Raw genomic sequence first — 12,022 nt, forward strand, 5'->3', positions numbered from 1 at the left:
ATCCCGACCTCGGCCTCGCGGTGGCACAGCTGCGCGTCGAGCAGCTGCGCGGCGGCGGCGCGATCACGCTCGGCGGGATCGAGGCGCGGCCGCTGGTGCCCGCCTGGCTCGCCGCCGCGCTCGCCGAGGCGCCGGTCGCATGACCGAACCGGTGCGCACCCGCCCGACCAGCCGCACCGCGGCGCTGGGCGGAGTCGGCGTGATCTTCGTCACCGGCGGTTTTTCGATCGCGGCGGCGGCGGCGGTGCTGCTGCTCGCGGCGAGCTACGGCTTCCGCATGGAGGCGATCGACTGGGTGCTGCTCGGCTTCGTGCTGCTGGTCACGATCGGCGGCGGCATCGCGATGGCGCGCTTCATCCGCGCCAACCCGCACGCGATCGGCGAGGCGCGCTTCGATACCTCGCACCCCGACGATCCGGCGCGCTAACGCCGGCCCGGTGCGGCATCGCGCCCCCTCTCCCCGGCGGGGAGAGGGTCGGGGTGAGGGGGAGCGACGCGCAAGCGTCGCGTCCCACCGTCGAAGTGGGCGCCCCTCACCCAACCCTCTCCCAGAGGGAGAGGGCTTTTCCGCTCGCGAGCGTGTCACTTGAATAGCACACCCCCTCCGGCCTATCTAGGCGGGGCACAGGCGACAGGGACAGCGGATGGCGACCGAGACGAGCATCGATACCCCGATCACGCTGACCCCGCCGCCCCCGGTCGCGTCGATCGCGCCGTCGCAGGCGGCCGGGCTGGTGCCGCTCGACGCGACCCAGAAGACCCAGCTCGACGCGAAGGTCGAGGGGTTCATCGCGACGCTGGTCGCGACCGACGCCAATTCGCCCGAATTCGGTCGCCAGGTCGACCAGATCACCAATATGGGCAGGCGGGAGATCGCCGAGGCCGCGGGCCACTCCAACCGCTTCCTCGACAGGCCCACCAAGGCGATGGACAAGGACAGCAAGGTCGGCACCAACCTCGCCGAGCTGCGCCGCACGATCGAGGATCTCGATCCCGGCGCGCGCGGCAGCCTGCTCGCGCCCAAGAAATTGTTCGGGATCATCCCGTTCGGCTCGAAGATGCGCGACTATTTCGACGGCTATAAGAGCGCGCAGACGCACATCGCGTCGATCCTCCAGCATCTGGCCAGCGGCAAGGACGACCTGCTCAAGGACAATGCCGCGATCGACGTCGAGCGGCAGGGGCTGTGGCAGGCGATGGGCCGGCTCGAGCAGATGATCCATGTCGCGAAAACGCTCGACGCGCGGCTCGAGGAGAAGGCGGCGGACCTCGACATCTCGGACCCCGCCAAGGCCAAGGCGATCCGCGAGACCGCGCTCTTCTACGTCCGCCAGCGCGTCCAGGATCTGCTCACCCAGATGGCGGTGACCGTGCAGGGCTATCTCGCGCTCGATCTGGTCAAGAAGAACAATGTCGAGCTGGTGAAGGGGGTCGACCGGGCGTCGACCACCACGGTCGCCGCACTGCGCACCGCGGTCACCGTGGCGCAGGCGCTGACCGGTCAGAAGATGGTGCTCCAGCAGATCACCGCGCTCAACACGACCACCGCCAACATCATCGACTCGACCGGCGAGCTGCTGCGCACGCAGACCGCGCAGATCCACCAGCAGGCGGCGGCCTCGACGATCCCGATCGACACGCTCAAGCGCGCCTTCCAGAACATCTATTCGACGATGGACGCGATCGACAGCTTCAAGCTGCAGGCGCTCGACAATATGAAGTCGACGGTCAACGTGCTCACCGACGAGGTCGAGAAGTCGCGCGGCTATATCGCGCGCGCCGAGGGCGCCGCGCAGTCGCAGCTGCCGTCGTCGTCGCGCGACGACGCGTTCAGGCTCGACTGATGGCGGGATCGGACGACATCATCGAGCACGCCGCCGACTTCCTGCGGCGCATCTCGCCCGAGGGCCGCGCCGCCTCGCGCCGGCGTCGCGAGCGCCGCGCCGCCGCCTTCCGCCGGATCGCGCGGCGCATCGTGCTCGCGTGCGCGGCGATCCTCGGCGTGGCGCTCGCCTGGGGGTTCGTCATGGGCCCGATCGGGCCGTTCGGCTTGCTCGCGATGCTGATCGCGATGGCGCTGGCGGCGACCGCGATCGTGCTATGGTCGGCGCAGCCCGCCCCCACCCCCGAGCGGCTCGCCACCAGCGACATCGCCGCGCTGCCGTCGCAGACCGAGGAGTGGCTCGAGAAGCAGCGCCCGGCGCTCCCCGCGCCCGCGCAGCGCCAGCTCGACCAGCTGTCGCTCAGCCTCGCGGCGATCGCGCCGCAGCTCGCCAGCATCGACCCCAAGCTGCCCGAGGCGCTCGAGGCGCGCCGTCTGATCGCCGACGAGCTCCCCGAGCTGATCCGCGGCTACCAGCGCGTGCCCCCGGCATTGCGCCGCCAGCCGCTCAACGGCGGCCCCTCGCCCGACAAGCAGTTGAGCGAAGGCCTCGGCACGATCGGCGAGGAGATCGCCCGCATGAACGCGCGCCTCGCCGACGACGACCTGAAAGCGCTGGCGACGCAGAACCGGTTTCTCGAGATCAAATATAAGGGCGATGGGGGGATGGGATCCAATTAAACACCAAACCGGACCATTATTGTTCCTCATCTTAGCTCGATAGGTATGAAATTACGATAAAATCGCGCAACGTACTGACTTGATCCCTCAGTCAGTATGGCTAGCAGATATGTCCGAATCAGCGACCGAACCCCATTCAGGTTTGCATGCTGAAGCTGGCCGAACCAGTTCCAAAGAAAACTCCTGGACGTGGTCGCTCGTCAAGAACCTGATCACGACGCTGGTTGGCGTCGTTACTTTATTGGTGGGATCATATGCTAGTTATCTGTCGGCGAGGAAACTTAACGCCGAGTCGAAATTAGCCGACGCACGCTCTTCGGCATATTCAAATTATATAAGTGTCGAGGCAGAATATTTTGCGAACCACAATGCCGCGAATGCTGATGCCTACCGTATCTCATACGAACGCGCTCAGGTTAACCTTGCCCTATTCGGTGATGCCGAGATCGTGCACGATCTTGCTAAGGTCGTAAGAATGCAGGGCGCTGTAACCCGCGCCTGCGGTGCAGTAGATATGCAATCGATTGCCTTCTGGCAAAAGCTCAGAACCCGCAATCTTCACGAGTTGGAGTCCGCCGGACTACGGCCCGATATCGCGATACTAGTATATTCTTGTATCATGCATGACAGCACGGGACGCGAGCTTATCTAGATCTAAGTGGACACAATCACCGGGCTGACGTCTAGGGTCTTGACAAATACAACCATATAGGTTATCGACATCCCCGTTCACCCGCACCCCTGATCATGGCGCGCGTGGACAAGGTCCGGGTTGAAACCCCGGGCGGCCGGCGCGAAGTCATCCGGGTCCGTCGAAGCTTCGCGACCATCATCAACGGCCAGCCTTGGCTCGCCGCCCCGTCGTACAGGGGCAGCCTCGTCGGGGTTCGCCACAACCACCGCGGACTCGCTTAAGAGCCGTCCGCGCGGGGCGACAGACTGCCCCGCACCCCGGGTGCGCACGACAGGACGCGCCGGCCGCTATCCTTCCCGTCTCCAACCGAGGGCGGGGTCCGCCCGCAAATCCTACAGCCGGCGCCGAGCCTGCGCGCTGCCTTCCGCGGTCTGCGCCGCGGCCCGTCAGAGCGCGATCAGCGCGCCCAGGCCGACAGCCAGGTCTGCGCCGCGGTCAGCGACAGGAAGAAGTCGTGGCAGCGCGCGTCGAGCGCGCGGCGCAGGCCGAGCTTCATCACGCTGGTCGGCACCACCATCGCGACGCGGTCGTTGCCGCGATAGAGCGTGCGCGTCGCCTCGTCGATGAGCGCCACCATCTCGGGCGGCTGGGCGGCGCTGCCGCGCAGGTCGATCAGCGCGGACACGCTGCGGCCGGCGTCATGGATCCGCCCGATCGCGGCGCCGAGATCGCGGAAATAGGCGCGCACCTGGGTCGGGGAGAAGGTGCCGGTGCCGGTCGCGCGGATCGTACCGGTGGCGACGTCGACCTGCGCCGACATCCGCCCGATCTGGTCGGGCCGTTCGTTGCGATGCTCGATGCGCAGCGGGTCGGAGTCGGAGGGCAGGCGTTGATGCAGCATGATGTCGTCCCGTGGCGAGATCGCCATGAGGCCGGATCATCCTGATTCTTGCCACCAATTCAGGGCGTAAAGGCCGCTGTCGCGACCATCGTCTAGCCGCACTACGACGTTGCGCGAGCCCCGCCCCCGGCCTCGCCGGGGGCGGGTTATCCTGGATCAGGCGGCGAGCTTACGCAGCACATACTGCAGGATGCCGCCGTTGAGGAAATAGTCGAGCTCGTTGACGGTATCGATCCGGCAGCGCGTCTCGAAACTCTCCTTGGTGCCGTCGGCGCGGGTCATCTCGACGGTCACCGTCTGGCGCGGGCGGAGTGCGGCGACGCCCGTGATCGTAAAGGTCTCGCTGCCGTCGAGCCCGAGCGTCTTGCGATCGACGCCGGCGGCGAACTGCAGCGGCAGTACACCCATGCCGACGAGGTTGGAGCGATGGATGCGCTCGAAGCTCTCGGTGATCACCGCGCGCACGCCCAGCAGCGTGGTGCCCTTGGCGGCCCAGTCGCGCGACGAGCCGGTGCCATATTCCTTGCCTGCGATCACGACCAGCGGCGTGCCCTCGGCCTTGTAGAGCATCGCGGCGTCGTAGATCGCCTCGACCTCGCCGGTGGGAATGAACTTGGTCATGCCGCCCTCGACGCCGGGCACCATCTCATTTTTGATGCGGATGTTGGCGAAGGTGCCGCGCATCATCACGTCATGGTTGCCGCGGCGCGCGCCGTAGCTGTTGAAGTCGGCCTTGGCGACCTGATGCTCGCCGAGGAAGCGGCCCGCCGGGCTGTCGACCTTGATCGAGCCCGCCGGCGAGATGTGGTCCGTCGTGATCGAGTCGGCGAAGATCGCGAGCGGGCGCGCGTCGATGATGTCCTCGACCGCGGCGGGCGTCATGCTCATGCCTTCGAAATAGGGCGGGTTGGCGACATAGGTCGACGACGGGTTCCAGCTGTAGGTGTCGGAGGCGGTGACGTCGATCGCCTGCCACTTCTCGTCGCCCTTGAACACCGAGGCGTAGCGGCTCGAGAACATGCCGCGATCGATATTGGCGTTCATCATCGTCGACACCTCCTCGTTGGAGGGCCAGATGTCCTTGAGATAGACGTCGACGCCGTCGGTCGACTGGCCGATCGGGGTGGTGGTGAAGTCCTCGACCACCGTGCCCTTGAGCGCATAGGCGACGACCAGCGGCGGCGAGGCGAGAAAGTTCGCACGAACGTCGGGCGAAACGCGGCCCTCGAAATTGCGGTTGCCCGAGATCACCGAGGCCGCGACGAGATCGTTGCCGTTGATCGCCTTCGAGATCGGCTCGGCGAGCGGCCCCGAATTGCCGATGCAGGTGGTGCAGCCATAGCCGACGAGGTTGAAGCCGATCGCGTCGAGATCGGTCTGCAGCCCCGACTTGACCAGATAGTCGGTGACGACCTGCGAGCCGGGCGCAAGGCTGGTCTTGACCCAGGGCTTGGGCTTGAGCCCGAGCGCGTTGGCCTTGCGCGCGACGAGGCCGGCGGCGACCAGCACCGAGGGGTTCGAGGTGTTGGTGCAGCTGGTGATCGCCGCGATCACGACGTCGCCGTCGCCGATGTCGTGCGCGGCGCCCTCGACCGGGACGCGCTTGGCGCTTTCGTGCTTGTAGGTCGCCAGCAGGTCGGCGTTGAACACGTCGTCGACCTGCGTCAGCGCGACCTTGTCCTGCGGGCGCTTGGGGCCGGCGAGCGAGGGCACGACGCCGCCGATGTCGAGCTCCAGCGTGTCGGTGAACGACGGGTCCGCCATGTCGGCATAAAGCCAGAGCCCCTGCGCCTTGGCATAGGCCTCGGTCAGCGCGATCTGCTCCTCCTCGCGCCCGGTCAGGCGCATATAGTCGAGCGTCTTGTCGTCGATGCCGAAGAAGCCGCAGGTCGCGCCATATTCGGGCGCCATGTTGGCGATCGTCGCGCGGTCGGCGAGGCTGAGCGACTGCAGGCCGGGACCGTAGAATTCGACGAAGCGGCCGACCACGCCCTTGGCGCGCAGCATCTGCGTGACGGTCAGCACGAGATCGGTCGCGGTGATGCCCTCGGCGAGCGCGCCGGTGAGCTTGAAGCCGACGACCTCGGGGATCAGCATCGAGACCGGCTGGCCGAGCATCGCGGCCTCGGCCTCGATCCCGCCGACGCCCCAGCCGAGCACGCCGAGGCCGTTGACCATCGTCGTGTGGCTGTCGGTGCCGACGCAGGTGTCGGGATAGGCGACGGTGTCGCCGCCCGCATCGACGCTGGTCCACACCGCCTGCGCGATATGCTCGAGATTGACCTGGTGGCAGATGCCCGTGCCCGGCGGCACCACCTTGAAATTGTCGAGCGCCTTCGAGCCCCATTTCAGGAACTCGTAGCGCTCCGAATTGCGCTGATATTCGAGCTCGACATTGTCGCCGAACGCCTGCGGGGTGCCGAACTCGTCAACCATCACCGAATGGTCGATGACGAGGTGGACGGGGACCAGCGGGTTGATCTTCTGCGCGTCGCCGCCGAGCGCGTTCATCGCGTCGCGCATCGCCGCCAGATCGACGACGCAGGGCACGCCGGTGAAGTCCTGCATCAGCACGCGCGCCGGGCGGTACTGGATCTCGCGCTCGGACGACTGCGTGGTCAGCCATTCGACCATCGCCTCGAGATCGGCGATCGTGACGGTGACGCCGTCCTCGAAGCGCAGCAGATTCTCGAGCAGCACCTTCATCGAGAAGGGCAGCTTCGAGATGTCGCCGAGCTTTTCCGCCGCTTTGGCGAGCGAATAATAATGGATCGTCTTGCCGCCGACCTCGAGCGTGTCACGGGTGCCGAGGCTGTCCTGTCCGATCGCGGTCATGCGGGTATCCTATGCTGGGAAAGACGAGAGTCGGGCGAGCCCTTAGCAAGGGGGGGGCGAAGGGGGAAGGGTTGCACGCGACTGTTCCCCGGCGGACGCCGGGGCCCAGGCCATACTCTTTGGCGGGCGCCGCCCGTCCCAAGCGCTCCGGGCCTGGGCCCCGGCGTTCGCCGGGGAACAAGTGGCGCCGGGGGAACAGGCGGTGCCGGGGAACGGGGACGGGTCGCAAGGCGTGCCCGTCACGCTTCCCCGGCGCAGGCCGGGGCCCAGGCCCCACCTCGCCATTTTGACCGGAACGCCCGCTGCGTGCCTCGGGCCTGGGCCCCGGCGCAGGCCGGGGAACAAGTGGCGCCGGGGGACAGGCGGTGCCGGGGAACGGGGACGCATCGCGGGGCGTGCCCGTCACGGTTCCCCGGCGCAGGCCGGGGCCCAGGCCCCACCTCGCCGTTTGACCGGAACGCCCTTTGCGTGCCTCGGGCCTGGGCCCCGGCTTTCGCCGGGGACCAAGTTGCGCCGGGGGAACCGGGACGGGTCGCGGGGCGTGCCCGTCACGGTTCCCCGGCGCAGGCCGGGGCCCCGGCCCCACCTCGCCATTTGACCGGAGCGCCCGCTGCGTGCCTCGGGCCTGGGCCCCGGCGTTCGCCGGGGAACGGCCGGCGCGACACGCAAGAGGTTGGAAACTCCGCCCCTACCCGCTATCGGCCGTGCAAACCCCCAGACCTATCGGACGCTCCATGACCGACACGCCCCCCGACCGCCTCTCCGTCAACCCGCGCAGCCCGCTCTACGACCCGGAGATCCTGTCGCGCGGCATCGGCATCCGTTTCAACGGCGTCGAGAAGACCAATGTCGAGGAATATTGCATCTCCGAAGGCTGGATAAAGGTCGCGGCGGGCAAGGCGGTCGACCGCAAGGGCAATCCGATGACGATCAAGCTCAAGGGCGAGGTCATCCCCTATTTCGAGCGCCCCGCCGCTGCCGCTGCCGCCGATGCCGAGGGCGAGCCCGCGCCGGACACCGCCGAGGACTGATGCTCCCCGCCGATCGCATCGCCTGGCGGATCGCGCCCGGCGACCTGTCCGATCCGGCGGTGATCGCGCTGCTCCGCGCGCATATCGACCGCGCACACATCGAGCATGGCTCGCCGCACGCGCTCGAGCGCGACGGCCTCGGCGCACCCGGCATCCGCTTCTGGACGGTCCATGCCGGCGACGCGCTCGCCGGCTGCGGCGCGCTCAAGCCGCTGTCGGCCGATCATGGCGAGATCAAGTCGATGTACACCGCCGAGGCCTGGCGCGGGCGCGGCGCGGGCCATGCGATGCTCGCCCACATCGTCGCGGTCGCCCGCGGCGACGGCCTGGCGCGGCTCAGCCTCGAGACCGGCGCCCTCGACTATTTCCGCCCCGCGCATGCGCTCTACGCGCGCCATGGCTTCGTCGATTGCGCGCCGTTCGAAGGCTATGTCCCGGACCCCAACAGCCGCTTCATGACGCTGCGGCTCGCGGTCTAGTCCGCCGCCCGCGCCCGCTCACCCGCCTGCGGGCGTCGCCGCGCCGGCTTGGGCTGGGCTTGGGCAGCCAGCGATCGGCGGCGAGATTGGCCGCGATGACGATCGCCGCCCCCGCGATCGTTGCCACCAGCCGGTCGGCGAGCAGGCGCGGATCGATCGGTTTCTCGATGTCGAGCACCAGCAGGATCGCCGGCGTCGAGACCGACGCATAGGCGAGATAGCTGCGCGCGCGGGCGATCGGCGCCAGCACCGCGAGCAGGCAGATCAGCGCCGCCAGCGCCAGCGTCGCGGAGAGGCCGCGCAGCACGAGCCAGGTCAGCCCGACCCCGAACAGCGTGCCCAGCGCGCGCTGCGTGAGCTTCACGGGCACATGCTCGAGCGGGAGCTGGGTCAGCAGCGCGACGGTCAGCACGACCCAGCCATAATGATGCGACGGCCACGCCGCCTTGATAAGGCAGGCGATCGTCAGCCCGGCGCCGAGGCGGAGCGGGAATTGCCAGCCGGCGGGCTCGCGCATCGTCCGCCGCCAGTGCGCCCGTAGCTGGGCGTGGGTCGGCGACGGCCTGGTCTCGCTCGCCACGGTCGCTTCTGTAGGCGCACGGCGCGCGAGCAGCCGCCGCACCCCGATGTTCCACAGCGCGCCGAGCCCGAAGATCAGCGCGGCGCCGCCACGGTGGCTCCCGGCGGCATCGAGCAGCCCGAAGCTCAGCACCAAATAGACGATGAAGCGGATCGCCGCGACCCCGACCGGCCGGCTGTAGCCGCTGACGCTTGCCGCCGCAGTCGCGAGCAGGACCAGCGCGAGGTCGGACCAGGCGTGCCCCGCGACCGCGCTCGCCGCCAGCACCGCGCCGATCGCGGGCAGCACCGCGGTGGCGGGCGCGCGCCGCTCCTGCGCGGCCTCGGCGTCGGGGGCGGTAGTCGGGCCGGCGAGCAGCATCGCGCCGAGCCCGATGGTGAAGCCGGTCTCCGGATCGCCGAGCGCGACGCCTGCGGCGACCGGCACGATCATGCCGAGCCCGGCGACGGCGATCGTCCGCCCGCCGACGGCGTCGTGCGGCTGGAGGGCGAGCGCCTCGGCGAGATGGGCGCGGGTCCGGGATCGCCGCGTCATGCCGGCCGGCCCGCCAACAGCGGCGCACGAAAAAGGGCGGCGCCATCGCTGGCACCGCCCTCGTCATGTTGGTCGCCGTCGCGATCAGAAGGCGTCGGAATACCGCTCATTGCCTTCGAAGCCGAACTTGCCGACCTGGCTCTTCTTCACCACCGCCAGGATGTTGTCGATCACCGCATAATGCGTCGACGGATCCGGCAGCAGATGCAGCTCGGGCTCGTCGGGCAGGTTCTTGGTGAGATCGATATACTGGCGCAGCGTCACCATGTCCGGCACCGGCTGGCCGTTCCAGAAGATGCCACCCGCCGCATCGGTCGAGATGGTGTTCTTGGTCGGCTCGATCGGCGGCGGCGGCGAATTGGTGTTGACCGGCAGATCCAGCTTCACCGCGTGGCTCTGGATCGGGATGGTGATGATGAACATGATCAGGAGCACCAACATGACGTCGATCAACGGCGTCGTGTTGATGTCCATCATAGGATCACCTTCGGTGGTTCCTGCGGCCATTGCCATTCGTCTTACTCCAAAATCTTAATCGACGGCCGGGATCAAGCGTCGGGCTGGATCGGCAGCGAGATGAAGCCGACCTTGAGGAAGCCCGCCTGCTGCAGCGTGGTCACCACGCCGCCGACGCACTTGTACGGCGTATCGATGTCGCCGCGGATATGCGCCTCGGGCAGATTGTCCGCGGTCACGTTGGCGGGGCCACCGAGCTTGCCGACCTCGAGCTTGAGCTTGTCGACCGAGCGCTTGAGCAGCTCCTTCGAATCGACCTTCTCATTGCCCCAGTAGACCAGGCAGCCGCCGCTGGCATCGCCCTTGACCGAGAGGTTGACGTTCTCGGGCTTGGTCGTCGTCGGCTCGTTCTTCACGATCGGCAGCTTGAGCGGCACGGTCTGCAGCGCGACCGGCACGGTAATCAGGAAGATGATCAGGAGCACCAACATGACGTCGACGAGCGGCGTCGTGTTGATGTCCGACATCGGGGTGTCTTCGCCGCCATCGGCGCCCACACTCATGGACATTGGGTGTCAGTCCTATTCGTTTCGCGCCATCGGGGCGTCATCGTCGGAAACCGGCGGCTCTCGCCCGCTCCGGCCGCCGGGCACCCGAGGGCACCCGGCGGCCTGATCGATCAGGCCTTGGTCTGCACGCCCGAGGCGGTCGCAGCGACCTTCGTCGGGGCGGGCTTGATCAGGCCGGCGTTGGGGCGCACCGCGCCGCCGGACACCATGTAGGCATGGATGTCGTTGGCGAAGGCGGTGAGGTCCTTCATCACATTCTTGTTGCGGCCGAGCAGCCAGTTGTAGGCGAGCACCGCGGGAACGGCGGTGATCAGGCCGAGCGCGGTCATGATCAGCGCTTCACCGACCGGACCTGCGACCTTGTCGATCGAGGCCTGGCCCGACGCGCCGATCGCGATCAGCGCGCGGTAGATGCCGACCACGGTGCCGAACAGACCGACGAACGGCGCGACCGAACCGACGGTGGCGAGGAACGGCAGGCCCGAGGCGAGCTTGGCGCCGATCGAGTTGGTCGAGCGCGCGATCGAGTTGTTGACCCACTCATGCTGGTCGACCGGATCGGTCAGGCGGGTGTGCTGGTCCTCGGCGAGCAGGCCGTCGTCGACGACCTGGCGATAGGCCGAGTTCTTGTCGAGCTTGTTGGCGGCGTCACGCAGGTTCGGCGCGCTCCAGAAGGTGGTGCGGACCTTCTTGCCCTGGTTGATGATCTTCTGCTGCTCGGCGAGCTTGGAGAGCAGGATGAAGATCGAGATCGCCAGCGACAGCGTCAGGATGATGAACACCGACCACGAAATGACACCACCGCCCTGCAGCGCGGGGAGGAGGCCATAGGGGTTGGCGCCGGAGCCGGCGGCGGCGGTAGCGGGGGTCGTCATGGTCGTCGGTTCCTTGGGGTCTGGATTGCGTATGTAGACAATGGTGTCGAAGGGGGTGACCGGCGCCGAGGCGCCGGCCGTTTGACGTCGTCAGTCCTTGGGGATCTGCCAGCGCACGCTGCTCGAGTAGGTCGACTCCATGCCGTTGCCGGCGGCGTCCTTGGCCGGAGTGAACCGGGCCCGACGTGGCAGCAGGCGGCAGGCGGTCTGGTCGAGATCGGGGAAGCCGCTCGAGGACGTCACCTGACAATCGGTCGCGCGACCATCGGCACCGATCGTCAGCTTGAAGCCCGTGGATCCCGCCTCGTTGTTGCGCAGGGCGCTTGGCGGATAATCGTCGGAGGTGACCCAGTCGCCCGGGCTACCCTTGGGCTTCGCACCGCTGGCCTGGCTCGGCTTGGCCGGCGGGGGCGGCGGCGGGTTCGGGGCGATCGGCGCCACGACCGGCGGCCTCGGCGGCTGCGGGATCGGCGTCACCTGGACGGGCGACTGGACCTGCGGCGGCTGGACGATCGGCGGCGGGGTGACGATCGGCGGGGATTCGACCTTCGGCGTCTCCTTGGGG

Annotated in this window: 13 protein-coding genes; 6 read left to right on the forward strand and 7 right to left on the reverse strand. The window is 68.0% G+C overall.

Annotated features, from left to right (window positions below; all coding sequences use genetic code 11):
* Positions 1–139 precede the first annotated feature (139 nt).
* The 4 genes from Q0326_RS13735 (at position 140) to Q0326_RS13750 (ending at position 3,215) form a co-directional block, all read left to right on the forward strand.
* Positions 140–427 (forward strand): hypothetical protein, encoded by a 288-nt coding sequence (locus tag Q0326_RS13735; RefSeq protein ID WP_298691436.1) that lies wholly within the window; start codon positions 140–142, stop codon positions 425–427.
* Positions 428–644: 217 nt separating this feature from the next.
* On the forward strand, positions 645–1,844 hold the full coding sequence (locus tag Q0326_RS13740) for a toxic anion resistance protein (protein WP_298691439.1): 1,200 nt from the start codon (positions 645–647) through the stop codon (positions 1,842–1,844).
* Positions 1,844–2,563, forward strand: a complete 720-nt coding sequence (locus tag Q0326_RS13745) for a hypothetical protein (protein ID WP_298691441.1) — start codon at positions 1,844–1,846, stop codon at positions 2,561–2,563. Before Q0326_RS13740 ends, Q0326_RS13745 begins: the two co-directional genes overlap by 1 nt.
* Positions 2,564–2,672: 109 nt before the next feature.
* The gene (locus tag Q0326_RS13750) at positions 2,673–3,215 is read left to right on the forward strand and encodes a hypothetical protein (RefSeq protein ID WP_298691443.1); all 543 of its coding nucleotides are present in this window, start codon (positions 2,673–2,675) and stop codon (positions 3,213–3,215) included.
* A gap of 439 nt (positions 3,216–3,654) precedes the next feature.
* Here the strand turns inward: Q0326_RS13750 and Q0326_RS13755 are convergent, their stop codons facing one another.
* Both Q0326_RS13755 and acnA read right to left on the reverse strand, forming a co-directional pair.
* The gene (locus Q0326_RS13755) at positions 3,655–4,098 is read right to left on the reverse strand and encodes a hypothetical protein (RefSeq protein ID WP_298691445.1); all 444 of its coding nucleotides are present in this window, start codon (positions 4,096–4,098) and stop codon (positions 3,655–3,657) included.
* Between the two features lie 156 nt (positions 4,099–4,254).
* Entirely contained in the window at positions 4,255–6,933 is a 2,679-nt protein-coding gene (gene acnA / locus Q0326_RS13760; protein ID WP_298691447.1) for an aconitate hydratase AcnA, read from the reverse strand.
* A 734-nt stretch (positions 6,934–7,667) separates the two neighbouring features.
* On the opposite strand from acnA, the gene Q0326_RS13765 reads away from it, so the two are divergent.
* Positions 7,668–7,964 carry a DUF3297 family protein gene (locus tag Q0326_RS13765; protein ID WP_298691449.1) on the forward strand — a complete coding sequence of 99 codons (297 nt, stop codon included), beginning with the start codon at positions 7,668–7,670 and terminating at the stop codon, positions 7,962–7,964.
* A complete protein-coding gene (locus Q0326_RS13770) occupies positions 7,964–8,443 on the forward strand; it encodes a GNAT family N-acetyltransferase (RefSeq protein WP_298691452.1) in 480 nt (159 codons plus the stop codon). Before Q0326_RS13765 ends, Q0326_RS13770 begins: the two co-directional genes overlap by 1 nt.
* On the opposite strand, the gene Q0326_RS13775 is transcribed toward Q0326_RS13770, so the two are convergent.
* From Q0326_RS13775 to Q0326_RS13795, 5 genes are all read right to left on the reverse strand, one after another.
* On the reverse strand, positions 8,418–9,557 hold the full coding sequence (locus Q0326_RS13775; RefSeq protein WP_298691454.1) for an FUSC family protein: 1,140 nt from the start codon (positions 9,555–9,557) through the stop codon (positions 8,418–8,420). The two genes, Q0326_RS13770 and Q0326_RS13775, sit on opposite strands and share 26 nt — an antisense overlap.
* An 84-nt stretch (positions 9,558–9,641) precedes the next feature.
* The gene (locus tag Q0326_RS13780) at positions 9,642–10,064 is read right to left on the reverse strand and encodes a biopolymer transporter ExbD (protein ID WP_298691456.1); all 423 of its coding nucleotides are present in this window, start codon (positions 10,062–10,064) and stop codon (positions 9,642–9,644) included.
* Between the two features lie 41 nt (positions 10,065–10,105).
* Positions 10,106–10,582 (reverse strand): biopolymer transporter ExbD, encoded by a 477-nt coding sequence (locus Q0326_RS13785; protein WP_298691458.1) that lies wholly within the window; start codon positions 10,580–10,582, stop codon positions 10,106–10,108.
* 110 nt (positions 10,583–10,692) lie between these two features.
* Positions 10,693–11,457: a MotA/TolQ/ExbB proton channel family protein gene (locus tag Q0326_RS13790; protein WP_298691460.1), complete on the reverse strand. Its 765-nt coding sequence runs from the start codon at positions 11,455–11,457 to the stop codon at positions 10,693–10,695.
* A 90-nt stretch (positions 11,458–11,547) separates the two neighbouring features.
* Positions 11,548–12,022: energy transducer TonB (locus Q0326_RS13795; protein ID WP_298691462.1), on the reverse strand; the 475-nt coding region annotated here is incomplete at its 5' end.

This window comes from uncultured Sphingomonas sp., from assembly GCF_937859915.1.
GTDB lineage: Bacteria > Pseudomonadota > Alphaproteobacteria > Sphingomonadales > Sphingomonadaceae > Solisphingomonas.

Excerpts from the sequence above, each read along its gene's own strand:
- Q0326_RS13745 (WP_298691441.1), top strand. The coding sequence starts at position 1,844 with ATGGCGGGATCGGACGACATCATCGAGCACGCCGCCGACTTCCTGCGG.
- Q0326_RS13740 (WP_298691439.1), top strand. The coding sequence starts at position 645 with ATGGCGACCGAGACGAGCATCGATACCCCGATCACGCTGACCCCGCCG.
- Q0326_RS13750 (WP_298691443.1), top strand. The coding sequence starts at position 2,673 with ATGTCCGAATCAGCGACCGAACCCCATTCAGGTTTGCATGCTGAAGCT.
- Q0326_RS13785 (WP_298691458.1), bottom strand. The coding sequence starts at position 10,582 with ATGTCCATGAGTGTGGGCGCCGATGGCGGCGAAGACACCCCGATGTCG.
- acnA (WP_298691447.1), bottom strand. The coding sequence starts at position 6,933 with ATGACCGCGATCGGACAGGACAGCCTCGGCACCCGTGACACGCTCGAG.
- Q0326_RS13765 (WP_298691449.1), top strand. The coding sequence starts at position 7,668 with ATGACCGACACGCCCCCCGACCGCCTCTCCGTCAACCCGCGCAGCCCG.
- Q0326_RS13780 (WP_298691456.1), bottom strand. The coding sequence starts at position 10,064 with ATGGCCGCAGGAACCACCGAAGGTGATCCTATGATGGACATCAACACG.
- Q0326_RS13790 (WP_298691460.1), bottom strand. The coding sequence starts at position 11,457 with ATGACGACCCCCGCTACCGCCGCCGCCGGCTCCGGCGCCAACCCCTAT.
- Q0326_RS13775 (WP_298691454.1), bottom strand. The coding sequence starts at position 9,557 with ATGACGCGGCGATCCCGGACCCGCGCCCATCTCGCCGAGGCGCTCGCC.
- Q0326_RS13770 (WP_298691452.1), top strand. The coding sequence starts at position 7,964 with ATGCTCCCCGCCGATCGCATCGCCTGGCGGATCGCGCCCGGCGACCTG.
- Q0326_RS13735 (WP_298691436.1), top strand. The coding sequence starts at position 140 with ATGACCGAACCGGTGCGCACCCGCCCGACCAGCCGCACCGCGGCGCTG.
- Q0326_RS13755 (WP_298691445.1), bottom strand. The coding sequence starts at position 4,098 with ATGCTGCATCAACGCCTGCCCTCCGACTCCGACCCGCTGCGCATCGAG.